The organism is Clostridium cellulovorans 743B, assembly GCF_000145275.1.
In the GTDB taxonomy this organism is placed as follows: domain Bacteria; phylum Bacillota; class Clostridia; order Clostridiales; family Clostridiaceae; genus Clostridium_K; species Clostridium_K cellulovorans.
The window spans coordinates 2,694,914-2,721,553 of the sequence record NC_014393.1; the positions used below are offsets into that span (position 1 = coordinate 2,694,914).

Consider the following 26,640-nt stretch of genomic DNA (forward strand, 5'->3'; position numbering starts at 1 on the left):
TTTTAGACAACTTAAATTTTTTAATGTAATCAAAGAACTTTTTATGCAACAAAACTACATTCTTAAAAATCAAAAACTTAGTGTTGAAGATAGAATAGTTGGTATTGAACAACCATATGTTAGACCTATTGTCAGAGGTAAGGCGAAAGCAAAAATGGAGTTTGATGCTAAGGTTGAAATTAGTGTTGTAGATGGTTTTGTAAGAATTGAGAAGCTTAGCTGGGATGCTTATAATGAATGTGAAAGTTTACAAACAGTTGTTGAAGCTTATAGACAAAAATATGGCTGTTATCCTCAAAGGATTCTTTTCGATAAAATCTATAGAAATAGGAAAAACTTAGGCTACTGTAAGGATAACAATATATCTGCTTTAGGACGTCCAAAACAGTCTGTTACTACCGATAAACGTCAGGAGTATGTTGATATTTGTGATAGAAATATTGTTGAAGGCAAGTTTGATGAAGGAAAATTAGCTTATGAATTAAACAGAATAGCCTCTAGGCTCAGAGAAACTTCTGAGTTCGTTATTTCTATTGGATTTTTGGCAATGAACCTCAATAAAAAATTGAGGGACATGTTGTCTCATTTCTTGAAAAATTCCAGGAGAGTTTTTCAGTGGTAATAATATTCAATTATTAAAAACGATAGGGGTTGCAAAGCAACCCCTACTTATTGAAGCGAGTTTAAATAAAAACTGGCTTATTGGTGATTGATAAAATAGCATGGATTTATTTATACTAGCTTGCTAAATTAACGTTAAAGTTTATATTTTGTTTTAACTAGTGTTTGTAGCAACTCAGAACAAAATTTCAAACTATCTTCTTATGGCATTATTTTAGAATTAATAAATTCTTCTTGCAAACATATGGTGTCATTTGAAAATATGTCAATAACATCCATACTTATATTAAATTCCATTTCTATTTTTATACAAAGCTTTGTAGCTTTTAGTGAATCTGCTCCTAGTAAAAAAAATCCATCATTCTTGCCAAAATTATCGTGGTTTAATATACAACTCCAAATAGTATAGAGTCTCTTTTGAATATCTGTATAATTCTCCTTATCATCCAAATCAAAGTTTAACTCTTTACCTATCTGAACTAATTTAATCTTATCTAGTTTGCCAAAAATGGTACTAGGAAATTCTTCAACTATATAATAACGTGAAGGAATCATATAGTATGGCAACTTTTCTGAAAGAACCTTCCTTATACTATCATTATTGATAGTAGGTTTTAATTTCAAATATGCATTTAATGTATCTTCATTTGAGATATTTTTATTTACAATAACTGATACATCAATAACATCTGGAATAGTTCTAATAACGCTTTCTATTTCTTCCAACTCTATTCTATATCCACTAATTTTTATTTGATTATCCATTCTTCCTAGTATTGATACACTTCCATCCTTATTCCAGTAAGCCATATCACCAGTTTTATACATTATAGAATTTGAATACTTATTAATAATAAACTTTGATTGATTCAATTTAGTGTTATTAACATAACCAGTTGATAGTCCTATTCCAGAAATACATAATTCACCAACAAATCCAATAGGTATCAAATCATTTTGTTTATTAAGAATAAAAATATTGGAGTTAGGAATTGGTTTTCCAATACTCGACACATCTTCAATTCCTGAAATTTTATTATATGAGGTAGCAACACAGCACTCAGTTGGACCATATTCATTATATAAAACTATATGAGGTATTTTTTCTTTTACTATCTCAATAGTGCTTTTACCAATTTTTTCCCCACCAAATACAACAGATTTTAAAGACGTTAATCCAGATGTTTCTATGCAATCTAAAATATTATTAAAAAGCGTAGGTACAATACTAATATTAGTTACTTTACAACTAGTAATTATATTAACCAATTTTTTCATATCTATCCGCTCTTCTCGACTGGCACATATTAAGGTAGAACCAGATAATAATGCTGAATAGAAGTTTGATACATAACCATCAAATGCTGATGAAAGCGTTTGTAATATTACATCCTCGCTATTTATTGAATACTGTTGATTTCTCCATAATATATAATTTACAATGCTCTTATGCTGTATCTTAACCCCTTTAGGAATACCTGTAGTTCCTGAAGTATATATTATATAAGCTAAATTGCTATCATTATACTTCTTATATTTCCATTCGCTTTTTACATCATTTATTTCATCAATATTAACTACGGATACTTTAATATTTTTAAAAACATCTGCTGCCTCTTTGTCGCAAATAGCTTTAGAAGATTTACAATCTTTAATAATAATTTCTATCCTATCGCATGGCTGTTCAAAATCAATTGGAAGATATGTAGCTCCAACTTTTAAAACTCCAAATATTGACACAGCAAAATCTATTCCTGACTTACAACATATAGCAATAACATCATTCATATTCACGCCACATTCTATTAACTTTTTTGCAACCTTATCTGATTTCTCATCAATTTCTTTATATGTAATGTTCTTCTCAATATATTTAACGGCAATTTTATTAGGATATTCATTTACAATATTCTTAAATATATCAATCAAATTAATATCTCTTATTTCTTCTATCTTACCATTGAAAACATTTAACATTAAATCCATCTCATCATGATCAACAACATTAATTTCTTGAATGTTTTTACCAGGATTATCAACTAACTTATCTAATACAAAAATGAAGTGCTTTGAAATTGTCCTTATATATGAAGACTTGTACTTTTGTTCATCATAAAAAATTTCACATGACAAATTGCTACCACTATCATCAAATACAAAACAAATACTATATTTTGAGTCATCTAAGTAATTTATATCTTGTATATTTTTTAGTATTACAGCAATATCAAATAAATTATTTGATATTGCTGTAATATCAAATAACTCATTAAGAGGGGCGTTTTGATTAGCAACGGCTTTATTAATTAAATCTTTAGTGGAATTGAGAATCATAGAACATGAATTTTCATTATAAATGTTATTTTTTATAAGTAATACTTTATTTATATAATCATAATTATCATTTTGATTATATATAGGCATGCCTATTGTTACATCTTTACATCCACTGTATTTATGAATTAAGATTTCAAGAGCACTGGTCAAAATAGTAAGTGTTAATACATCTGAGTTGTTACTAATCTTTTTCATTATAGAATAGGTTCTATCATTAATTTCGAATTCATGCTTATTAAAGCCGCTACAATTACCTTGTTGCTCAATAAACTCCTCAGTACGAATAACTGATTTATCATGGTCTTCTCCAATATAATTAATCCAGAAGTTACTTTGTTCATACATTTTCTTCATATTAAGTACCTACCTTTCACTTACATCCAAATATTTTATACATAAATACTCCAAATCCACTAACTATTCACTAATTTAAATCTCACTATATTTAAAATGAACTTGTCTCAAATCTTATTAACCAACTTCTAAAACCAACATTAAATAAGGAATCTATTAAAAATTAAAATCTATACTTTCTATTCTACTTTCAGCAAGCCTAACATTTCCTAGTTTACTCTTATCTTCATTAAACTTGATATCTTGTATTTCTATCAATGATGGAACTGCATTACTGTGTAAATTTTTCCATCTAATATCAGCATAATTTATTTCACTTATTGTATTAGGATTTGGTATTCCCAATTCTCTACATTTCTCTGCAAATATCGCAACTCTCTCTAAAGAAGTTTCTCTTGAAGGTAATGTATTTAAAGTCCATGATTTACAAACTAATAAATCACTTACATCTTTTGGATATAATAACTCTCTACTAAGTTCCCACTCATTGTTTGAAGGTTGTCCATCATAGAAATATTCAAATATATGGCATTCTGCTTGCCATATATCATCCTTACAACTCTCTAGCAATTTTAATGTCTGATTAAAATCTTCTTCTGTCTCACCCGGATGTCCGATTACCCAATATGTTGTTGTTTTAATACCGGCATAAGAAAGACTTGCCAATGCATTACGTGTTTGATCAACCGAAATTCCTTTACTCATTAAATCTAATACATGTTGTGATCCACTTTCTACCCCTATTCTTACGCGATAGATTCCCCCCTTTCTCCATAGCATGGTCTTAGTTATGTCGCATACCTCCTCACTAATACGCAGATAACCATCTATATATATAGATAGATCCTCTTGTATAATTCCATTAGATAAATTGGTAATATACGGATTCATCAAAGAATCCAGCATGAAGAATGCCCTTTTTTTATATTTTTCTTGTAAGAATTTAATTTCATTAATCGTTGTATCTATATCTCTTTCTTGATATTCACCAAAATTTCTTACTACAGTACAGAAACTACATTTATTGGGACATCCTTTTGAAGCATATGTTCCAATATAAGGATATTGTTCAATTTTAAAGTCAGTCATATTAGGCGTACATATATGAGAAATATCAATAACTCCATTAGGTATATCTCTGCTATGATATATTTTTTGATTATCATCAAGTTCCCCTTTTAAAAATGACAATATCAATTGTTCTCCTTGCCCAATCAATATTTTATCAATATATCTTCCTGTTTCTTCGACAAAATCATTAAAATTAGGACTACTCTCAATTAATTCTCCAGCAAATATTGCCCCTCCCATTATTGTTATAATATTAGGCGCTATTGATTTTATATATTCAAAGGCAACCATAGATGCTGGCAAATTATCAGAATAAACAGATAATCCTATTACATCTGGTCTTTCCTTTTCAATGATATTTGCTATGTATTCTTTGAGTAATTGATAGAATTTATCTATTATCTCTTTAAATCCATATACATCTTCCTCATTAATATCTGACTGAAAATTTCGCTTGAATAGTGCTCGCATCATATTAATATACTGTTCATTCTTAGTACATTTTCCATGCCCCATCATTTGATTTCTTAAGACTACGTATCCTAAATCAAAAATGTTGCCTTGCTTCGTCTTAGGAACACACTCGTTTATTTTCTTAAAATATTCATCACATATTTCTTTAAACTCAACTTCAATATTTGCATCAAATGTTTTGCAGTTATATCCACTTTCACCTATATACTGTTTAATTCGTGCTAACCCTTGTGGTGGTAACAACGGTGGCCAATAAGGCACCATACAAAACACTACCCTTTTATATTCTTTATTGCTATTAATCATATAAACACCTCATCTTTTTTATTATTAGACTTATATAGGTCATAATATACTCCTTTCTTATTTATCAATTCTGTGTGATTCCCAGATTCAATTATATGCCCTTTATCAAAGACATGTATATTGTCAACAAACTCCATACAATGTAGTTTGTGTGCAACAATAATGACTGTTATTTCGTTAGGTAGATTTTCTATAATTTTCATAATAGACTCAGTATTTCTAATATCTAGTGCAGAAGTTGGTTCATCAAATATAAGTATAGAAGCTCTCTTAACTAGAGCTCTTGCAATAGTTATTCTTTGTTTTTGTCCACCTGATAAAGCACAACCATGTTCCCCAACAAAGCTATTATATTTATCTGGTAATAATTGAATGTAATCATGTAACCCAACTAACTTGCATATATGCTCAATTTCACTAATAGTTATTTTACTATTACCATATCTTATATTTTCTTCAAATGTACCGCTAAATAACAATTTATCTTGTGGAATATATGATATGTCATCTCTTATGTTTTCGATATTATCACCATAAATTAATTGGTTATTAATAAAAATTTTTCCATCACAAGGTATATACAATCCCATTACTAATTTAATAAATGTACTTTTACCACTTCCGCTATACCCCACCAAAGCAACTTTTTCACCTTTTTGAATCTTCAAATTTAAATTATTAAATTGAAAATTGGCATTACCATAATTAAATGAGACATTTTTAAATAAAACTGAATAATTGCAATCACTGTCTTTGGTAGACCGTTTATGTGAAGCTAATTGTAACAACTCTTTTTCTGTTGCCTCTAGATAAAATTTATTTAGAGCATCGCTACATGTAAAAGCTTGTTGCAGAATACCTTTAGTTCCACCTATTGTTAAAAACATTGTAGCTATACTTCCATGCAATAAAATTACCATAACCATATCGCCTATTGTAATTAAGTTATCCTTAACCAAGAATGATCCGTAAAAAAGCAAAAATATAAAATTCAACATCTTAAAGAAGTATCCAATTCCTTCTTTAGATGACTGTATCTTATTTAGATTTATTGATTCTGTTTCATATTTTTTATTATTCTCTAGAAAATTTTCATATATATACTCTGATATATTGAAAACCTTAATATCTTTGATCCCAGAATATATTTCGCTAATATCACTCAATACGACATTATATCTGTCATAAATTAATTTAATACTCTTTTCAATATATTTGTTAAAAAATACATTTACACTTAATAAAAGTATGCCTAAAGCTATATTAACCAATACCATTTTTATGTTAATTATAAATATCATTACAATAGAGCAAACACCAAACATAATGTCATTTACAATTGCTCTAATTGGTTCACCATATGTCTCTTCCATTGAATTTATGTTATATGTGTAATACATCATTACATCACTATTATTATGATTATCATAATAACTTTGAGGCAAATTCAATGCTTGTCTAAATATAGATAATCTCATTTTCATTATGCTATTACGAATAATTTTCCCTCTAAAATACATAAAAATCGGAAAAGAACAGCATGACAAAACAACCCCTATTATGGTAATCGTAATTTCATTACTGATATTATCATTTGACATCACACCATCAATCAGCTGCTGGTTAACAATACTCATTATTAATCTAAAACCAATAAAAGTTGCACAGCTAGCAAATGTGAAAAAAATATATGCTTTTTTTTTATCTAGATGGTTCAGTAACTCATTTAGTTTCTTATAAAAACTCAACTTAGCACACTCCTATACAAATAAATAAGATTATAGATATTTTACTACTATTGTATTTAACAAACATTATCTTCTTTGTCTGACGAAAGTAATATTGTTCTGTAATATTCACATTCTTTTAATAATTCCTCATGATTTCCTTGGGCTACAATTGCTCCATTTTTTAAAACTATTATTTTATCTGCATACAAAATAGTCTTTAGTCTATGAGAGGTAATTAAAACACCACAATTACCATTTTTTAGTTTTTTTAAATAATCAACGACTTTCCCTTCAGAAGTAGCATCTAATGCTGCTGTAGGCTCATCCAAAACTAACAAAGATGCCTTTTTTAAGAATGCACGTGCAATTCCAACTCGTTGACGTTGTCCTCCAGATAATTTTTTGCCATCTTCACTAACTAATTCATCAAATTTATCACTAAAACTACTAATAAAGTCTATGGCGTATGCATTTGAAGAACTGGATATAACAGCCTCTTTGTCTGCATAAATGTTTCCGTACAATATATTGTTATATATAGTTGTTGAAAATAAATGTGAATCTTGAAATGATACTGAAATAAGTTTTCTTAGTTCTTGTTTTGAATAATCCTTTATATTGTTACCACAGATAAAAATCGACCCATCATAATAATCATAAAAACCTGAAATAAGATTAATTATTGTACTCTTCCCACTTCCACTTTCACCAACAATAGCTATAATACTTCCTTTTTGTATTTTAAAACTAATATTGTTTAGGATATTTTTTTGTCGTTCATCATAACTATATGATACATTATTAAATTCTAATATGTTTTCATAATTATTATTCTCTTTCGTTTTGCAATTTAATAAGTTATCCTCTTGGTCCAACATCATTATTTTTCTCAATTCTTTCGACGCCCCTATAGCTTTTTTCATAGAAACAACATGATTTGCAAATTCAACTATTGGATTAACAATATACGAAGTCATCTGCATGTAAACGATGAGTCCAGCAACACTTATTTGATTTTGAGCAACTAAATAACTTCCATAAATAATACATATCACGCCTGGTACTTCATATATAAGGATAAGAATAAGAAAAAGTATAGATTGTGATTTTTCAACTTCACATCCCAAATTACGATTTACTCTCAAGTTTTTTTGGACTTTATCAATTAGTAAAGGAATCATATTAAAAACCTTAACAATAGTAAACATAACAAAACACTCAGAAACTATAGCATTTGAACTCTCTAAAACTGAGAAATATTCCTCACTATATTTCCCAATTTTTTTTGATACATTATTACTAAAATAAACGCAAACAGGTAATAAGCAAAAACTAATAATAAATAGCTTAACATTTAATGTTAGTAAGAAGATACAAGTTCCACTGAACATTACAGGCAAATATATTAAATTTATAAAACTATTTTTATAAAAACCACTAATGGTTTGTATGTTGGTTACATATTTTGAAATAAAAGAACCTTTTTCCTGTTTGTTGTAGTCTGAAATCTTTATATTAATTATTTTTTTAGTCAACATTTCTCTTAGGTTTGATTCTTTTCGTATACTATATGCATTAGTAGTAAATTGCTTTAAAAATGATGCTAACACTCCTAATAATATAACTATTGATAGATATATTACTGCATTCATAAGTTTGTTCTTATTCTTATCAAGTACTGATTGTAAAAGTACTATTACTTGATTAGCTTGGTATATATTTAAACAAGCTAAAAACAAAGAACATATGCTAGCAATAAAAATGGTACTTCTATGTTTGGCTTTCAATTTATTCACACCCCTCTTCTTTATCTCATCAAATGAAGTGGATCTTTAAATTAATAAAACTCTTACTATGTTATAATAAATTATCTTCTCCTATTCCTTCTTTAATCAATTCATATACTTCTTTTAACAATAATTCTTCTTTTAATCTTTCAGATTCAAAGATGTTTATTATTTTTCTTATTGCATCTTGATTCTTAAGTTGTCCATTTATTGTCTTCATATCATTCTCTATTAACATATATTTCATATAAGTAAGTCTTGCATCTTTATACTCATTTACAATACCCCCTAATTCTTGAATCTTGCTTTCTATTTTTTCATCCAATTTGTAACATTCTGATATATATTTAATCTTGTCTAACATAAGTCTCTTATGTTCTTCTATTAAATGAATTTGTCTATAGTCCATTACATAATCTCCATCTAATAGTCTATAAAGATTTTTTAATACTTCATCATGAACCTTTATTCCATATATAGCTTTATTTCCCATCTCAATCTGTATCTCTGGTCTCAACTGTGATTCATCTCCATAAGACAATAAATAATTCTTTAAATGAGATAAAAATATAGATGGTTGAAACTTATATTTTTCTTGTGGATCTTTTACCTTCATTAATAAGCAATAATATAACTCAACCCATATGGCAAATTTTTCATAATTAGCTATACATTCCTCATATCCTTTTTTATAGTCATCATATAAAATGTTTAATTTCCCAAAAGTTCCATCATTAAAAAAACCAATACTATACATTAATCCTTCGTTATCATCATACCCATATGTAAAAACTTGCAAAGGTCTATGTTCTTTTTTATAATATTCAGAATTTTCGTAATAATACTCATCGATATATATTGTTAAATAGTTTTCCTGATCTATTTTTTCTTTCGTAAATTCCAATATGTCTTGAATGTTTCTCATATTTTTCGCAGGAATAAATGAATAATCTAAGACATCTTTTGGAAAATATAAATCTTCTAAATAATCAAGCCATATGTACCCATTTTCTGCTCTCATAAGATATAATTCAGTAAAATGTTCATATACCCATTGTTCCTTCATCTTATTAGAATAAATAACATTCATGGGCAAACTAAAAGTTAAATAAGTAGTAATTATTTTCTGTTCATATACCTCCAAAATTCTTCTTGTTTTTAAAACCTTAGAAAAGCTTTCAGTATTTTTATACAAAACTATACATCCCTTTCATTATCATTATTATATATATGTATTTTAGCATAAAATTACATATATTCTTGTCTAATTATTATATGTATTTTTATTACATTTTAGTTTATTATAAACTTTCCTGCGCAACACGTCAATATTTTGTATTAATTTACCTTGTTGTGCTAACAGATAAGTTTTTATTAAAAGGATATTTATACCACAATTTTGAACAGTCCAATCCTATTGACTGATATACTATTTTTGGAAATCATTATCCAAATACTAATTCTTTAATCTTTGATGTTTTTATACCTATACTAAAAAGTTTATTTATAAAATAGCAAAAACTATGAGCTAATATTTTATTTAATATTCTTGTGGCAAACCTCAAAGTTGATTTTGCAAGAACACTCTGCATATTTAATTGCTCAGAGAGCTGAGAAGAAGTAGTTTCTACTCTACGACGAACTTTAAATATCAACTGCCTAAAAGGTTTTAAAAGTTTAGTTTTGCTATTGTTACGGTTTATTATTTAAAGACGAATATACCTTGTTTCTTCTAATTGCGAATCAACTTTTTGACCTATATATCCTTTATCACCTATTAGTATATCAATCTCTGAATTGGCTGTAAGTTCCCAGACGACATCTCTGTCATCAATATTTGATGCTATTACAGTAAAATCTGTGATATAACCATCGAGGGCCACTAAAGCATGTAACTTGAATCCATAATATGCTTCTTTTTTTGAAGCACATCGCCCGTAGGCAGCCTCCGGCTTAAAATCTTACATAAGTGGCAACAATAAAATCTTTTAAGTCTTTATTGTTATGATAGAATCTTTATTAAACTCTGGCATATAGGTTAGCAAATATGCTGGAGTTTTTCTATTTGTAAGTATTGCCAGCGTATTTAACTAGCAACATGGGTTAATTTATCATCGTCTTGATATCCAACTCACTGATTCAAATTGTATGTTCAATTATTCTATATTCATTTCCATATAATCAACAAAACGATTCAGTGGTATGAAGATTAGATCGTGTCTGAAAACAATATTATTCTATGCTACTTGGATAAAACAAAAAGGAGGAAGCATACATAAAAGTTAAATAACGTTAACATATATCTGGTATAAGTACCCCCTGATGAATGGAATATAATTCTTCAATAGTTTAAGATTAAAAAACTATTAATCACAGTTAGTTTCAGCGATATTTTTCTCTGTATTTTTTATTAAATAAAGGAATAATATCCTTAAAGTAAGGCTTGTTTCCCCATAACTCCTTCTCACTTACAATAATTAAGCTTTTCTTCGTCCTAAAAACTGCAACATTTAAAATATTGGGGTATAAAGCTGCCCAATTAGCTGCTCCTTTCAGTTCTTAAGCATGATAATAAATATTACTATCTCAGCTTTGTTGACCTGAAATGTATGTACTGTTCCAATAGATGACTTTATCCATTCATTGAAATCTCTCAATTTAGTTTGAGGATACTGCTTTGCTAAAGGTTGCAACATTCTATTCAATCCATAAGTAACAGTTTTAAATGGAGATATGATATATAAATTTGGGAAAGTATTAATCACTATAAGGTCTTTAATATGCTTTTTTTAACCTTTAGATGTTGTAAATTTTTCTGTTGCATACCAATAGAGAAGTTTCTTTATTATTTCTTGCTGGATCTTAAGTTTAATATTTCAAAAATATGTACATTGGATATTTATAAATACTATTTTCAAAACAAAAAAACATCTGAAGTCTGCTAGATAGTAAGTTTAAAACTTATTAAGACAAAACTTCAGATATATTTACATAATATTAGATAATGTTTATTTTTTAACCTTTATAACCTTTTTTATTTATAAATTCATTAATATTAATAGTTTCCTGTTCTCTAGCCTTTTCATTGTTAGTTCTTAACTAAACTCTATGTTAAAGTATATAATTTTACAATGATCTTTTAGATATAACATCATCAACTTTACTTAATATACGCGTCTTGATGCTATGAGATAAGGATTTTCTTCTGTTAAGATTGATTTCTATATCAGCTTTTGACTTTCCAGAATAAGCCTCATAGATTGCTTCCCTAAAAACGTATATATTTTCGAATCCAGACCGTCCATCCTTTATTGCTGAAGCTAATGATTCTAACGTATTTTTCATACCAGTTAAATTACCGCATTCTCGATAAATATCAAAAAGTTCCTTCAGTAAATAAGTTGATGTATCAAACTTAGTAAGACCTTCTTTTAATAATTGGATTGCTTCATTTTGCCTGTTTTCTATGAATGCTTTATATAAAGCATTCATCTGATAAAATATATCTAATTGTCTTTCTGAATATAAATTATTAACTGTACTTAATATTTTATCCAATTCTTTTTTTTCTTGAAGAGATAAGTTATTTTTTCTCACTAGGCACTCAAAATACGCCTGCATCTGGTAAATATTTGCTAGATCCTTTTTATAATTATGCTTAGATAAATCAAATGCTAAATCATATTGTTCTAATAATATATATACAGTAGCTAATTCTCTTTTAGCTCTACTATGATTTCTATTTTTTGAAATAACATTTCTAAAACTATTTTCAGCAAACTCTAGTTGTCCTGAGAGCCTATAATTGAATCCTTTTAAAAAATTATAATTTATGTATGCTTTACTATCTTTATTAAATTTAGATCTTCTAAAAAATCCAACTTGCTCGTTAAACTCATTAGAATCCTTTCGTGCAAGAGCTAAACAATAATAATATTGAATCTGGCTTTGAGTAATAGGATCATACATTTCAAAAGTACCATTATTTTTTAATCCTTTTATAATAGTGATCACCTTATCTATTTTCATATCGTTATATAATTCTACAATAGATCGAAGGAAGAGAGTTGAATATAAAAACTTATTAGGAACATACTCATCATTCTTCATATTTTCTTTTATATAATAACTTAATTCTGTAAAATCAATAAAATCAGTATATTTAGGATTATCTATATTTTGATTAAATTCTTTTATTTTTTCTTTTAGGTAATTAAGAATATCCTTAGGTAATGAATATTTATTTCGTAATATATAATCTTGTATTACAGAATTGACTTTTATATACTCATTTGATGCTCCTATACATCTAACTATAGTTAATACTATAAATCGTCTAAAAATCTCTTCATATAAGGGATTAATTTTAAATATTTCATAAATAACACTACTAGGAACAGTGTCATACTCTGACAAAAATGATAAAAAACCGTAACTGATATCTTCCTTTTCCTCTTCAATAACAGCATTAAGAATCGCGGAAGCCTTATCAGATGAATAATCTACAATTTTATGCGGATTATTCTTAAGATACATAATATCATATTCTTTAACTAAATCTACACAGTACATTATCTGAGGTGGATATCCAGTCAATGATCCTTGAATGAATTTAATATCATCTCTTTCAAAATTAACTCCTTCCAACTCTGCATATGTCCTAAGTAATCCAGCACATTCTGATTTTTCAAGTCCTGATAAATCTATAAAGAAGAAATCATCATTAGTTCGGTATTTCATAGAATCTAATTTTATATTTGATGCTATTGAGATAACAATTTCATTTTTGATTTTTTTCAGTGCTTCTTCAAACCAAAGCTTAACGCTCCTGTCTAAATTGATTAAACATTTATCATCATATATAACTATATGTTCATTATACCTTTGAACTTCTAATAATAATTCTGATAATAATTCAACTTTTGAGTTAAGTGAAGAAATTGAAATTATGTCTTGAAGTGAATATTTTCCAAACCCTAAATTAGATATTTTTATTATCAAATCCTCTATTGATTCATTTCTAGATAAAGAAATTGTAGCTGGAAAATAATACGATTTAATTATTTTTGCACTTTTTAGTACTTCTCGTACAAATGACCGCCTTCCTATTCCTTCGATTCCTGATACAACAAGGCATTTCATTGGATTACGTGAACTATCATCATATCTCTCTTTAAACTTTTTTATTTCAGCATCTCTTCCATAAAATAAGTTTTTCTTTTCAGCAAATTTTGAATCTATACTCATTTGCAAATTAATCATTTGACTAATTATTTTCTCGTATGCAAGTTTATAGTGATTTATATGTCTTAAGTTATATCCATTAAACCCAGCTTTAATAAAATCTGCTATACGTTTATCCGAATACATTATTTTAGGATCAATAATAATAGGAAATATTTGCTTCAACCTATGTGAACTTGAATAAAGCTTTTCTTGGGCATTATTAAGTTCTATTTTTACCCAATCTGAATTCAATGAATAATCAGAAATGAAATACACAAAGATATCTGTATTATCCATATTTCTAAATATTTCATCAATATTTTTCATTCCACCTTCAAATGTTACTTCATCAAAAATACATCTATCTTTACCAAACAATTCAGCTATTGGCCTAACAAATTCTTTATCACAGCTACTGTGAGATAAAAATACTTTACTCATATTAAAATCCACCTTACAACTTAAATTTATCTTGTATCCTACAAGTAGTCTTTAATAGCATTACTAAAACTATATTTAAATATAATTATTTTATTTACAAGTTAAATATTATCAATACTTATATAGGTTACTTGCAGAATAGCAGTTTATTTTTATGATTTGTCATCATAAATAAAAATGCATTGTATGTAAAAATACTAAGTAAATGAACCAAAGAGAGTAGAACTATATATTGTTAACTTAACATTTTTTCACACTTACTAGGTCTAAATCTACAAAAATTATAAAGTTTTATAAAATCTTTTTCCAACAATGGAAAAGTCTCTAAAACATTTACAGATACAAGTGGAAACAAATCTTCAAATTTGATATATCTATGATTACAATGCATTATTTTAGTTTTGACTATGATTATCTAGAGTATTCATCTTCCCAAAAATATTATTTTTGACTCTATTCTTTATCTTATATTAGATTCAAGACTACATTTATTAAAAATAGTACCCTCTTTATAATAGTAACCCCTATATATATCTTTTATTACTGTAACAATACCAAATCTCTAATTTTTTAACTCCATTCACTTTTTCTCATGAAAGTAGCTGAATAAGTATTTGAAATTTATTTTAAAATAACATAATAAAATAAGAAGCCAGGTCAAAAATTACTCAAGCATAATCACTCAAGATATTTAACCTAGCTTCTTTCCACCTGCTTACAAATATATAACACTAATTTTGATTACAATTAACCATCAAATGAAAAGTGCTTATTCAAAGCATAAGTACTGAAATATGTTATTATAATGTCATCTTCTAATGAGTTTTTACATTTTTGAAGATCTACAAATTGCTATAGGAATAATTTTAATACGTCTATTTTATCTAACACTCCTACATACTTGATTTCCCTAAACTTTGTATACCTTTTATAATTAGTTCTATAATCTCTTGTGCATCCTCTGAACTAAATAAAATATCATTTTCTTCTGTAGTTAACCCATTATTAAATAGCGAGTATGCTTTACCTTTAATTTTTTTACATATTTCATGGTACTTCATATATATATCTTTTTCATATAATTCCCTGTAAAAGTGATTGTTTCCGTTAAACTGTTTTTCTTCCTCAAATACGTTTGAATCATTCCCCTTAATCATACGTATTATTTCTTTAGCTGCTCCACCAAAACCACCTAGTAAATAAATAGGCTTTTTCATATCAGAAGCTATTAAAAACTCTTCTAAGACACCAGGATATTTGCCTTTATAGCCAGTTACCTTTCCACCCATTATAATAACTAAGTCGATTTCACTTATTAACTTTTTTCTCATTTCAGTAAGAGATACGGACCATTTCTGTAAATGTTCTAACGATTTTACTTGTTTTATGTCCTCTATTTCACTAGAATCTAATTTTGTAGGATACCCATTGGGAATACATTCTTGAAATTTTATTAGATTTTTATACTTCGCCTTATCATTAACAGAAATTTCCTCAGTTAATGGATACGCTATAAAATTATATACTCGAATATCTTTTGAATTTTCATTTGTTTTCTTATATGTTTCAAGCACATCAATTATAGCTTTTAATAGATTAAAATTACCTTTATTGTTATACTTGAGAGCACCACCATAGTAAATACTACCACCAAAATATAAGATATATCTAATTAACTCACACATTATATCCTTTAATGCATAAAATTTTAAATCCTTTTGTTCTTCTGATGCCTCAGAAATAGAAAAACATATCTTCTTGCTTTTCAATGCTTTTTTATTTGTTACATAATAGGTTAATGGCGTATGATATAATTTATTTTTATCTAGTAAATCTAGTTCTTCTTGTGACAATGGAGGATCTGGATACAATATTTTATCATAATCTTTTATATTACCATTATGAAAGTCTAGTAATTCAGGTTTATTCACTAGAGTTTTAGCAATCATATTTTCTTTATTTTTAAAACCTCTTATTTTTAAATCATTATACTCGTGCCTTAGTGCTTCTCTATAAATCTCTGTAATAACATGATAAAATTCAATAAAACTTGATTTTTCTACTAATCTAATAGTACGTATATTAGCCATATATGGGAACGACCTCATTTCTTCCTTTTCAATAGAATTAATTACCATTACAGGTCTGTTTTCTTTTTTTGCGTATAAAACTTCTTTTCTGCACCAAGCACTATTTGTATACTTATCAGAATGAATAATTACTAAAAAAGATTTTTTTATATTTTTTTCAATTATTCCCCAAAACTCTTGTCCAATTTCAATATCATTAGCATCAAAAAATGTTTTAGATTTTGAAAATGCCTCAATATATCTTTTTAATCTTTTAGTTACTTGTACTCCATCTGCCTTTGTATGGCTTAAAAATAACTTAAGAGGTTCTCTTTTATCTCCATCTTGACAATTATATAACTCACAAGCGAATTCATGCGATAGCTCACTTAAGAGGAGTTCTCTTTTAAATTCGATATTCTCTTTTAAATTTTCCGTGCATTTAAAAACACTCTCCCATTGTTCTATATCCGTCAGCCTTATATAATTTTTCCCTTTTAGTTCTTCATGAAAATGAAACGAGTTATCGTTTATTGCCACTGGATATAATAAAATCTTACTCTGAATATCCTGCGTATTAATGATTCCTGTAATATAGTCTTCCCATTTCTTATCGACAACCATATTATCATCTATAAGTATCACTATTGCAGTTTTTTCAGAATTATTATATTGAATATCTTGCTCATCATGAATCATGTTCCTAAAATGAATGGGGATACCTATATCAATATAGTTAATATTGTCAGGATCTCTATTAAGCTTTTTAAACAAATATGAAGCTAATTCAACTCCTTCTTTAAACTCTTTATGCCAAAGTATATACACTTGGAGTGGATTTTTATACATATTTTCACTTCTTTCAATCATATTAACATTATAGATGTGTTCTATCATCTCATTACAAAAGCATAACTATCGCCTATTGTTCTAATAATGTCAAATCATTGATTTTTTCAACCCCAGCCATTTCTCCTAACATTTGAGTGTATACCATTAGTATTGCTTGTTTATCTTTTAATTCTTTTCTAAATTCAATCTTATTTTCTTGTGTGAAACCTAATAAAGATATTTTGTGCCATTTTGCTGTAAATGGTCTAATGATTTGATTTAGTATTACTATTGCAATCTTTGTAAACTCAATGCAATCACGTTTATATTTTTTTATTATTTCTCTAGTTAATTCAAAAATTTCATAAATACTTTCCAAAGCAGTTTGCTCATCACCATCATCATTTATTAGTTCTTGAGTAGTTATTCTAGTTAATAATTCAATATAAAGTTCCCATGCTGCATCTTGATCTGCTGTCTGTGGGTTCCATTCCATTTCAAGGAATGACGTTTTAATTTTTAAAGTTGTCATGTCCCATCTTTTTAACCAATTTTTCCAATTCATATTATCACTACTTTCTCTTTATATTAATTTACTAAAATACAGAATTTATACACACTACAAATGTAAATATTTTTATTCTTAAGGTCTATTACTTATTTATTGATATAAGTTCTATCTAAAGAATATGACTTAAATTTTATTATTGATATTAATATTTAGGTCTTTCTAGTTAATGCAACTTATATTTTGTAATCTGAAATGCCACAAGTTTTTTAATTCAATGTTTAAAAACATTTAAGGTTTTCAAAAAGAAAAAATGTATCTTTGATATATTTAATCTTACAATGGAGAAGCTATTTTTTAATATCAATTTTCATAACAAAAAAATACTAGCCATCCAAATACCTCAACAACCACCAAAGCGATTACTCCATTAATCAATATGCGTAAATCAGGTGAATTTATGACTGAATTTATGACTGAATTTATGACCAAAGAAAGTGCAAGTCCAACTATAGTACAGCCAACAGAACCAACCAATCCCCAAAAAGCTGCTGGGTTAATATTTTTTTCAAGATTCTTTGCTATCTTCATTGTTAAATCGATTTCTAATACCATAAGTGCTGGAATAGCAGCAAAGGGAAGTCCTGGAATCGGTATGATAGCTGCACCACAAACTGTTGCTACAGCTGTAGCTGCAGTATTATGTCTAATATACATACATTCCACTTTTTTTTTATACATACATTCCGCTTCTTTTTCAGGTAAAGATATCATTTCATACACCTCTTTTTATGTAATTTATTTTTATAATGTATTATATTGATTAAATGTAGTAATATTACATTTAGATAAGGCTGAAAAGAATCTAAAAAAGTATTGCATCGTATTACAAAGACTTTGATGAACTACAATCTATTGCTGAAAAATTAGAACACTAGTTTATTTAAGAAATATATTACCTTTATTAAGAATTTAAGGTATTATGTTCATCAACTTAGTTTTTATATGAATATCTAAATATGCAAGTTTGTCTTACTCCTACCCTCTCTTCTTTCCTAAGTATCAATAGAAAAACTCTTGCTATTGGTATAAAAAACACATTTACAATGGTCCTCGCTAAGTTTAATATTTTTGAAAGCCACTCGTAATCAACCTTTTCGAGATATTTTATTATTCCATAAACGCATATTTTATGCTCCTGATTTATAACATAATAAAAGCCCATGACTGGGCTTTTAAATTAACTTAATCTTAAATATATATGTCAAATTGTTCTTCTCAATTCTTCTCTTAATCTCTTCATCATCCAAAGAATAAAGACCTAAAGACTTCATCCTATTGAAATACTCAGCACCTGAGAAAGTATATCTATTTTTCCTTCCATCAATAGTAGACTCCCTATAGTTTTCATAAGAAATAATATCTCCAATGGCTGTACTAATAGGAAGAGTTAACGGTGGCATACCAATGCCATATCTAACAGCATTGTAACCTGCTAAAGATCCTGTTGCCATAGCTTCAATGTGCCCCACAAATAGTCCACTCTTTTCTCCAGCAACAAATAAGTTATCAAGTCCTCTTACTCTCATATCATTTGTTCTAGGAGATACTGCTAAGTATCTTATAGAATTTCCTATTCCTCCTGCATATGGATCTGCATATTTAGCAAACTCAAGTCCTGGAATTTTTCTTAGTTTTTCTAGTGGATAATACGTGGACATTAGCTTGGCGTTAGCAAGGTGAACAAAACTGCCACCTTTAGGGAAGTGTTTGAAACTGTTGAAACAGGCTCATTTGCAGCATATGAAGATTTGCCTAAAATACTTTGGCTGAGAAAATAATCAAGTTAAGAATGCTTCTTGGATTAAATAAACGTGAGTTTGCTGCTAGGTGTGGGATTGGATATTCTAGTTTATGTGGATATGAAGTTGGTGGTGTTATAAACTCAGATAATTTAGAAAAGATAATAGGTGCTTTAAATTTAGATGTAAATTATTTTGCTCAATAAGGTTGCTCTTAAGAGAGCCTCTCTTTTAAATAATTTATATCCTAAACAGATTTTCATATCATTTACATCATAAATAAAAAACCAGGGAAACCTGGCTTTTATTTATATATATGCAATTTCTCTATTTTATTGATTTTAACTTAGCTATGTCATTCCAATTTTTGGACATAACAATCTCAACATCGTTTAAATCTTTTCTAAATTCATCAATTTTATCAGTCAATTCCATATGTTTATTAGCGTTCTTAGGATCAAGTTCTGTAATCAAATATTTTATTTCTTCCTAACCTTCTTTAAGAACTTCGACATCTTTTTCTAGTTTAGCAATTTTAAAATTAACGCCTTTAAATTCTTCTTCTATTTTATTGAATCCTTGTTGCATTTCTGAATACATTTTACTTAGCAACTCAAAGGTCTTATCTTCCATTAAACTTCACTTCCTTTGAAATAATTATAACATTTCTTAGTAACAGTAAAAAGCTTTATTTCTATGATTGTATGTTATCATCATGTGTTAGGTGGTGTTTCTTGGCGTATTTATTGTATGTATTATAATACTTTTTAGGTTTTTCAAGAAATATTAATACGATTTTAGTACGCTTACACCTAATATCTTATAAAATTTATATGGCTTATTTGTGATTATTTCTTTTTCTAATTTTATCAGCCTTTAGCTTAAAATTATGACTTTTATCTACTTGTCCTAGTTCTTCATAAATATTAGCTAAATTATCATATAAAATTGCTAGATTAGGATGATTACTTGGTAATGCTTTTTCACCAATATCTACAGCTTCTAACTGATATTCTAGGCTTTTTTCTAGTTCTCCTAAAGCTTTATATATAAGAGATAAATTATTATATGATGTTGCTAAAGATGGATGATTTTCTCCTAACGCATTTTCTTTTATTCCTATAGCTTGCATCTGATATCTTAGGCTTTTTTCTAAATCTTCTAACTCTTTATATATCATAGATAAATTATCATATGAAGTTGCTAAATCTGGATGCTTCTCTCCTAAAACTTTTTCCCTTATATCTATTGCTTTCTCTTGATATCCAAGACTTTTATGTAATTCTCCTAAGTCTTTATAAATCATCGATAAATTATTATACGACTTTGCTAAAGACGGATGACTTACTTCAAAAATTTTTTCTTTTATTTCTACAGATTGCATCTGATATTTTAAGCTTTCTTCTAGTTGTCCCAATTCTTGATAAATTAGTGATAAGTTGTTATATGATATTGCTAATTCTGGATGATTTTCACCATACACTATCTTTCCCACTGATACTACTTTCTGCTCATATTCTAAACTCTTTCCCAATAACCCTAAATCTTTATATATCATAGATAAATTGTTGTAAGATCGAACTAAATCTGGATGCCTTTCTTCTAGCACTTCTTCTCTTATCGTTACAGCTTTTATTTGATATTCTAAGCTTTTTTCTAGCTCTCCTAATTCCCTATAAATCATTGATAAAGTATTTTGTGTTGTTGCTAAATCTGGGTGCATTTCCCCAAGCGCTTTTTCAATTATAGATACAGCTTTTATCTGATATTCTAGACTTTTTTCCAATTGTCCTAAAGCCTGATAAACTAGAGCCAAATTATTGTATGATCGTCCTAAATCTGGATGATTTTCATCTAAAATTTTTTCTCTTATGGCTACAGCTTTTTTCTGATACTTTAAACCTTTTTCTAGTTCTCCCAAATCTTTGTAAATCAATGATAAATTATTATATGACATTGCTAAATCCGGATGATTTTCAACTAATAAATTTTCTCTAATTGTCACTGCTTTCATCTGATATTCTAGACTTTTTTGTAATTCTCCTAAGTCTTCATAAATCAGTGACAAATTATCAAGCAGGTAAGCAAGTTCTTCCTTTTCTTCATTTAAGTATTTATAAATAGATTCCCCAAAAATAGTATAACCCTTTTTATCTAATGGATTATCTTTAGGCTCTGTATGAAGTGCTTCATTTACTGCCTCAATTAAATTTATACATTTGTAAGTATCCGGCTTTAGCTTATAGCGAATTGTTTCTTGAATTAATGGATGAACGCTAATTATATCTGTAGTATCATTCTCACCTTTAATATCTTTTCTATTAACACTATTAATAGAAATCCAACCTTTTTTCTCTAAAGAATTAATATCCTCATTTGTTTCAAGATCAAGCCATTCTACTAATTCTTGCAAATCAACTTGTGGTAAAATTGAAAGGTTCATAAGTATATATTGTTCTTCTTCAGAAACCTTCGATAAGTCAAAAACTTTCAAAACTTGATTAAAAAGTTGCTCTGAAACCATATTTCCATCCTTAATCATAGATACCTTTTCTTTTATTACTTCATTTAAATTAAAACCTTTTTCTAAAAGTATTTCATATAGCTTTCTTATGTTTATTTTTGCATTTTGAGCTGTTTTTGCAAGAAGTTCAATAATAAGTGTATGGCGTGCTGCAAGATTAATAATTTTTTCTAAGTTGCTTTCATCTTCTTGTCTTTTATAATAATAATAAAATAACTTTTTACATTTCTCTTCACTTAAAAAATCTAAATAATATGAGCTGTAGCCGTCAATAGTCAATCTAGACGTTGCAAGTATTTTTACTCTATTTGAAATATATCTTGTTATCTCTAATATGCCTTCGTCTCTTTCATTTTCAATATTGTCTATAACTATTAGCTTACTTCCACTATTCTTCTCTTTAATAAAGTTAATTACTTTTTTGTATCGCTGTTCTAAAGTATCATTTTCATTAAAGGAATCTAATTCACATTGATTAGCAAAAGATTCCTTAATGCTATCCTTATAATCTATCCATATAGCATTATCATATGCATCCATGTGCTCAATAAAAAAGGTTCTACATAATTCAGTTTTACCTACCCCCCCAATGCCACTAACAAGTAACACAGAATTTCTGGTTTTTAGTTGTTTATACATTTCTTCTAATTCAACCGCTCTACCAATTAGTTCTATACAATTCGCTGGTAGAGAAGATTTTATTGGGGAATGATTTTTCATGATTGATTTTTCTAACCTTGTATTTTTACAAAATAAATTTCTCTCAACTTTTACTTTTTTTTATTGTTATGAAATATATCAACAATATTATCTCTATTGTTTTCAGCATCGCTTTTTATACATATAGAATTTAATATTTTTCTAATCTCCTCATGATGTGAAGAATTATTTTTATCATATGATATTGTTTCAAGGTTATAATTTTTTTTTAACCAACTAACCTCTTCAGTTGTAGGACTTTCCAACACTATGTAATGTTTTGATTTAAAAAATTCTTTATTATCTTTAATAATGTTTTGAATAAAGACATCTTTAAATGAAAAGCCAATAAACAAGAATGTTTTTACTCCAGCAAACAGTGAGAAAAGTGTCTTATATTTATTATCATTGTATAATTCCATATATTTTTCTTCACTAATTACAATACTGCTACTATCACTTATGTGCCCATGTAAATGAAATATTCTTTTACTTCCTTTCTCATGTAGTAACTTCTGCATATTTGAATTAATATCTTGTAATTTTACAGGAACATAATTGCTATTCAAATAGTCACTTAATAAGTGGTCATAATTGGTTGTCAGAAAAATATCAAAATCCATTGTTCCTAAGTCAGAATAATTATGCCAACTACCATCAATGCTTTTTACACTCTCTGTCTTGATTTTATCTACAATATATTCTTGTATATCTTCTTCAGAACGATTTAAATATTTTTTAATTATTCTTACGGCTTCCCAGTAGTCGTATCTTTCCAAGTTTAAGTCTAAAGTACCTAAAAGTGACCTACCATCTACATTTTCAATACCAGTATCAATTGCACAATTCCTTATTAAGTCTCCCCAACCTGGTACCTTAAATGGAATAGATAAACCAGCTCCAATAAATGGGATAACATGTCCATCTGTATATAATTTTCGTAGCTCCTTTATAAATATATCATTATTCATAATAAACCATCCTCATATAGTATTATAATGAAATTATACTATTTTAAATCATTTTTATCAATTTATATATATAAAGGTAAAATATTGTTATATATACTACTATAATTCTAAAATAATTGGGAATTCCTTGCGTTATATTCTTAGTAATATGCTTCTTGTAAGAAAAAAGCCCTGAGTATACTCAGAACTTTTTGTTCAGCAGTCTTTTATATTAGTTCTTAAATATACTTATTTACTGAAGTTTATATCTAATATTTTTTATTTTTCCTTAATTGTTTTAAAGTTTAATACAGTATATTTCTATGATTGTATGTTATTATCATGTGTTAAGTGGTGTTTCTTGGTGTATTTATTGTATCTATTTTATGATATTTTTTAGGATTTTAGCAAAATATTAGTACGATTTTAGTACTCTTCCACTTAAAAAACCACACATAGAAAAAACTGGTATAATATTATTTACACAAAAACAATGAAACAATTTACCTATTCATCTAAATGTCTACTTTCAGGTATTAATGCTGAAATTTCAGGAATATCAACTCTTGTGGCTTATCCTGTATTTTCAAATTTTATAACCCCAAAGAGTAGACTTAAAGATAAAACTGAAGAAATAATGAATAAACGAAACGTTGTTTATGCTACAGCTAAAATTCTAAATCCTCAGAGGCTTAACAAAGTGATAAGAAAAAGGGACTTACCTAAACTGGTAGCACTTAATCCAAATAATGATATTAAACCAAAACTAGAAGTAACAGGTTAGAACGTGACCCCCTATTTAATTAATTGTAAGAACCTTGTCTTTTGTAATTGTGTATGTTAAAAAAATAACAAGCATAACTCTAAAAATTATACGACAACCGTCTTGACAACCACCGCATGAAACCCTTATTTTAGTGGGTATAGAGACTGTGAGAAGTAATGTGTAAAAACACAAAAACTTCTCATAGTCTCTACAATAAATTAGAATGCACCATTTAACATTGTACCAAGTTGTGGTGTTTTTCCTTTTAGTTTAAATAAATCACTTAAAGTTACAAAACTATAACCCTGTTGTTGGAGTTGTGGAATTATAATGTCTAATGCTTCAGGTGTTGGATGATACCCAGGTTGAGTACAATGCATTAACACAATAGAACCATCTTGAGTACCGTTTAATACTAATTGTGCCCTTGCTTCAGCTGTTGTTGCTGATGCTCCATTCCAATCTTGTGCTATAACACCTTGTACAAACGGTAGCTTAACAGTCTGGAATAAAGTCTGGCTTGTTGCAAGATTTGCTGGACGGAAAAATTTAGGGTCCGAACCTGTGTACTGCTTAATCGCAGAATTACACTGGTTAATTTCTTGCGTTATTTGTGAAGCAGACATATTAGCCATACTATCATAGCTCCATCCATGGTTCCCAATTTCATGACCTTCACTTACAATTCTTTTCATAATTGCATCGGCGCTACTAATCTTATTTCCAATAACCATAAATGTTGCTTTAGCATTGTACTTTTTTAGTTTATCAAGTACTAATCCTGTTTGACTACTTGGACCATCATCAAATGTGAGAGCAACGAGTTTTTTGTTTGGATCCTCAGATGTAGTTGGTAGTTTACCTAATTTAATAATGCCTAAAAGATGCTGTTTTATCATAGCAAAGTCAATAGCATTCATTCTACCGTTTTGATCTACATCTCCTGTAGCAGGTAAAGAAGGTATCATTCCTAACAAAAACTTTTTGTAAATAGCAAGATCAAGTGCATTTACAGTACCGTTATTGTCAACGTCACCAAGTAATTTTTCTGGGGTAGGTTGGTCAACGATAACAGGTGGGGTGTCCCCCATAATAAGATCCATTTTAGTCATATCAGCTTTACCACTACTTTGATATCCCTCTACTACCATTGAGACTTCATACATCTTGCCCATCTTCATTCCTAGATTTTCCCAAGCCTTAAAGTGGTCGCTAACAGTTATGGTTCCACTTGTTCTTTTAGATGTACAGATGCTCCAATACTGCTGAAAAGTTGTATTATTACCCTTAATAGAAGGACCTGTTCGCGAGTTCTGATATATTTGATATGTACGTCCATCAACGGTAGTGGTGCCCTTTAATGTACTATTACTTCCTGGATTCCAAGTGCCATAGCTATCAATGATGTAATATTCTACAAGTGGATCTTCAGTCCATCCATAGACAGCCATATACGAATTGCCGTTTGGTTGGTAGTTGCAATCGTAGTTTATTGATATTTTCCCATAATCTTTGTATGTCTTTGTCGAGCCAAGTTTCTTGCCGGTACGGAATAATATATTATTGATATTACTCCACGAACAGCTGAACGTGCCACCACCAGTGAGAGTCATGGTTCCGGTTCCGTTATCCTTCCAGTATTCATAGTCGTAGCCTTCAAAGTTACCAGTCTCATTTGAGGTGATCGTTTTTGTTGCAGCAAGTACGCCTACTGCAGAAGAGGCTAACAAAATGGTAATACACATTAACATTGAAAAAACTATCCTCATTTTTTGTTTCATTTTATACTATCCTTTCTAAAATTTATTTTTATATACATTATAACTACTTTATTCAAGTTTGGATATATCACTAAGGTAATTAGTAGAATATTTAATACTAATAGTAAAATATTTAATATTATAACAAAGGTTAAGTCAGTCTTTTAGCAGAAAGGCTCATCCTAACTAAATGCATTTTGATTTTTCAGCAAGATATAAAAAAGCAGTGGATAAAATAATAATTTACTAAAATATCCACTGCTTTTTATTACTTATTTTTTCACTTATATAATATATTACTGAAGTAAATTCTCCACCATACTTACAAGAACCTTCTGACTTAATTGGTATTCTGGTGAAAAAGTTCATATAACATTTGGGGTA

18 protein-coding genes and 2 pseudogenes are annotated in these 26,640 nt (G+C 28.1%); 3 read left to right on the top strand and 17 right to left on the bottom strand.

The genetic code is table 11. The annotated features are described in order from the left end of the window. Nucleotides 1-43 precede the first annotated feature (43 nt). The gene (locus CLOCEL_RS22000) at nt 44-622 is read left to right on the top strand and encodes a transposase (protein ID WP_010076757.1); all 579 of its coding nucleotides are present in this window, start codon (nt 44-46) and stop codon (nt 620-622) included. A gap of 200 nt (nt 623-822) precedes the next feature. Here the strand turns inward: CLOCEL_RS22000 and CLOCEL_RS11415 are convergent, their stop codons facing one another. From CLOCEL_RS11415 to CLOCEL_RS11460, 12 genes and pseudogenes are all read right to left on the bottom strand, one after another. Beyond that, nucleotides 823-3,312 (bottom strand): non-ribosomal peptide synthetase, encoded by a 2,490-nt coding sequence (locus CLOCEL_RS11415; RefSeq protein ID WP_010076756.1) that lies wholly within the window; start codon nt 3,310-3,312, stop codon nt 823-825. A gap of 156 nt (nt 3,313-3,468) precedes the next feature. Beyond that, the gene (locus CLOCEL_RS11420) at nt 3,469-5,163 is read right to left on the bottom strand and encodes a B12-binding domain-containing radical SAM protein (protein WP_010076755.1); all 1,695 of its coding nucleotides are present in this window, start codon (nt 5,161-5,163) and stop codon (nt 3,469-3,471) included. Continuing rightward, complete coding sequence (locus CLOCEL_RS11425; RefSeq protein WP_010076754.1) at nt 5,160-6,911, bottom strand: ABC transporter ATP-binding protein; 1,752 nt, start codon at nt 6,909-6,911, stop codon at nt 5,160-5,162. The genes CLOCEL_RS11420 and CLOCEL_RS11425 overlap by 4 nt, the downstream gene beginning before the upstream one ends. 56 nt (nt 6,912-6,967) lie before the next feature. Beyond that, nucleotides 6,968-8,680, bottom strand: a complete 1,713-nt coding sequence (locus tag CLOCEL_RS11430; protein WP_010076753.1) for an ABC transporter ATP-binding protein — start codon at nt 8,678-8,680, stop codon at nt 6,968-6,970. Between the two features lie 70 nt (nt 8,681-8,750). Further along, the gene (locus CLOCEL_RS11435; protein WP_010076752.1) at nt 8,751-9,875 is read right to left on the bottom strand and encodes a hypothetical protein; all 1,125 of its coding nucleotides are present in this window, start codon (nt 9,873-9,875) and stop codon (nt 8,751-8,753) included. Nucleotides 9,876-10,125: 250 nt separating this feature from the next. After that, nucleotides 10,126-10,638 (bottom strand): annotated as a pseudogene (locus CLOCEL_RS22305) (IS982 family transposase); the annotation flags it as partial. 594 nt (nt 10,639-11,232) lie between these two features. Next, nucleotides 11,233-11,445, bottom strand: a complete 213-nt coding sequence (locus CLOCEL_RS23485) for a hypothetical protein (protein ID WP_157629737.1) — start codon at nt 11,443-11,445, stop codon at nt 11,233-11,235. A gap of 361 nt (nt 11,446-11,806) precedes the next feature. Beyond that, on the bottom strand, nt 11,807-14,347 hold the full coding sequence (locus CLOCEL_RS11440) for a toll/interleukin-1 receptor domain-containing protein (RefSeq protein ID WP_010076749.1): 2,541 nt from the start codon (nt 14,345-14,347) through the stop codon (nt 11,807-11,809). 893 nt (nt 14,348-15,240) lie between these two features. Next, the gene (locus tag CLOCEL_RS11445; protein WP_013291733.1) at nt 15,241-17,313 is read right to left on the bottom strand and encodes a TIR domain-containing protein; all 2,073 of its coding nucleotides are present in this window, start codon (nt 17,311-17,313) and stop codon (nt 15,241-15,243) included. 25 nt (nt 17,314-17,338) lie between these two features. Then, entirely contained in the window at nt 17,339-17,812 is a 474-nt protein-coding gene (locus CLOCEL_RS11450) for a hypothetical protein (protein WP_010076747.1), read from the bottom strand. 306 nt (nt 17,813-18,118) lie between these two features. Continuing rightward, nucleotides 18,119-18,529, bottom strand: coding sequence for a hypothetical protein (locus tag CLOCEL_RS11455; RefSeq protein WP_010076746.1), 411 nt, complete (start codon nt 18,527-18,529; stop codon nt 18,119-18,121). 461 nt (nt 18,530-18,990) lie between these two features. Continuing rightward, nucleotides 18,991-19,488: pseudogene (locus CLOCEL_RS11460) on the bottom strand (FAD-dependent oxidoreductase); the annotation flags it as partial. A gap of 92 nt (nt 19,489-19,580) precedes the next feature. On the opposite strand from CLOCEL_RS11460, the gene CLOCEL_RS11465 reads away from it, so the two are divergent. Beyond that, on the top strand, nt 19,581-19,763 hold the full coding sequence (locus CLOCEL_RS11465) for a helix-turn-helix domain-containing protein (RefSeq protein ID WP_010076744.1): 183 nt from the start codon (nt 19,581-19,583) through the stop codon (nt 19,761-19,763). A 121-nt stretch (nt 19,764-19,884) separates the two neighbouring features. Here the strand turns inward: CLOCEL_RS11465 and CLOCEL_RS22780 are convergent, their stop codons facing one another. The 4 genes from CLOCEL_RS22780 to CLOCEL_RS11480 form a co-directional block, all read right to left on the bottom strand. Then, nucleotides 19,885-20,031 (bottom strand): hypothetical protein, encoded by a 147-nt coding sequence (locus CLOCEL_RS22780; protein ID WP_157629738.1) that lies wholly within the window; start codon nt 20,029-20,031, stop codon nt 19,885-19,887. Between the two features lie 15 nt (nt 20,032-20,046). Beyond that, nucleotides 20,047-20,190 carry a hypothetical protein gene (locus tag CLOCEL_RS22785; RefSeq protein WP_010076742.1) on the bottom strand — a complete coding sequence of 48 codons (144 nt, stop codon included), beginning with the start codon at nt 20,188-20,190 and terminating at the stop codon, nt 20,047-20,049. Nucleotides 20,191-20,395: 205 nt separating this feature from the next. Beyond that, nucleotides 20,396-22,801 carry a tetratricopeptide repeat protein gene (locus CLOCEL_RS11475; RefSeq protein WP_010076741.1) on the bottom strand — a complete coding sequence of 802 codons (2,406 nt, stop codon included), beginning with the start codon at nt 22,799-22,801 and terminating at the stop codon, nt 20,396-20,398. Between the two features lie 50 nt (nt 22,802-22,851). Beyond that, entirely contained in the window at nt 22,852-23,751 is a 900-nt protein-coding gene (locus tag CLOCEL_RS11480) for an SIR2 family NAD-dependent protein deacylase (protein WP_010076740.1), read from the bottom strand. Nucleotides 23,752-24,223: 472 nt separating this feature from the next. Between CLOCEL_RS11480 and CLOCEL_RS11485 the strand changes: the two genes are divergently transcribed. Next, nucleotides 24,224-24,514 carry a hypothetical protein gene (locus CLOCEL_RS11485; protein ID WP_041707173.1) on the top strand — a complete coding sequence of 97 codons (291 nt, stop codon included), beginning with the start codon at nt 24,224-24,226 and terminating at the stop codon, nt 24,512-24,514. A 200-nt stretch (nt 24,515-24,714) separates the two neighbouring features. Here CLOCEL_RS11485 and CLOCEL_RS11490 read toward each other — a convergent pair whose 3' ends face one another. Further along, complete coding sequence (locus tag CLOCEL_RS11490) at nt 24,715-26,226, bottom strand: glycoside hydrolase family 11 protein (RefSeq protein WP_423198610.1); 1,512 nt, start codon at nt 26,224-26,226, stop codon at nt 24,715-24,717. Nucleotides 26,227-26,640 lie beyond the last annotated feature (414 nt).

What these genes read in the sequence shown, in the direction of transcription:
- CLOCEL_RS11420 (WP_010076755.1), bottom strand. Translation starts at nt 5,163, where the DNA reads ATGATTAATAGCAATAAAGAATATAAAAGGGTAGTGTTTTGTATGGTG.
- CLOCEL_RS11455 (WP_010076746.1), bottom strand. Translation starts at nt 18,529, where the DNA reads ATGATATCTTTACCTGAAAAAGAAGCGGAATGTATGTATAAAAAAAAA.
- CLOCEL_RS11445 (WP_013291733.1), bottom strand. Translation starts at nt 17,313, where the DNA reads ATGATAGAACACATCTATAATGTTAATATGATTGAAAGAAGTGAAAAT.
- CLOCEL_RS22785 (WP_010076742.1), bottom strand. Translation starts at nt 20,190, where the DNA reads ATGGAAGATAAGACCTTTGAGTTGCTAAGTAAAATGTATTCAGAAATG.
- CLOCEL_RS22000 (WP_010076757.1), top strand. Translation starts at nt 44, where the DNA reads ATGCAACAAAACTACATTCTTAAAAATCAAAAACTTAGTGTTGAAGAT.
- CLOCEL_RS11440 (WP_010076749.1), bottom strand. Translation starts at nt 14,347, where the DNA reads ATGAGTAAAGTATTTTTATCTCACAGTAGCTGTGATAAAGAATTTGTT.
- CLOCEL_RS11450 (WP_010076747.1), bottom strand. Translation starts at nt 17,812, where the DNA reads ATGAATTGGAAAAATTGGTTAAAAAGATGGGACATGACAACTTTAAAA.
- CLOCEL_RS11485 (WP_041707173.1), top strand. Translation starts at nt 24,224, where the DNA reads ATGAAACAATTTACCTATTCATCTAAATGTCTACTTTCAGGTATTAAT.
- CLOCEL_RS11415 (WP_010076756.1), bottom strand. Translation starts at nt 3,312, where the DNA reads ATGAAGAAAATGTATGAACAAAGTAACTTCTGGATTAATTATATTGGA.
- CLOCEL_RS11475 (WP_010076741.1), bottom strand. Translation starts at nt 22,801, where the DNA reads ATGAAAAATCATTCCCCAATAAAATCTTCTCTACCAGCGAATTGTATA.
- CLOCEL_RS11480 (WP_010076740.1), bottom strand. Translation starts at nt 23,751, where the DNA reads ATGAATAATGATATATTTATAAAGGAGCTACGAAAATTATATACAGAT.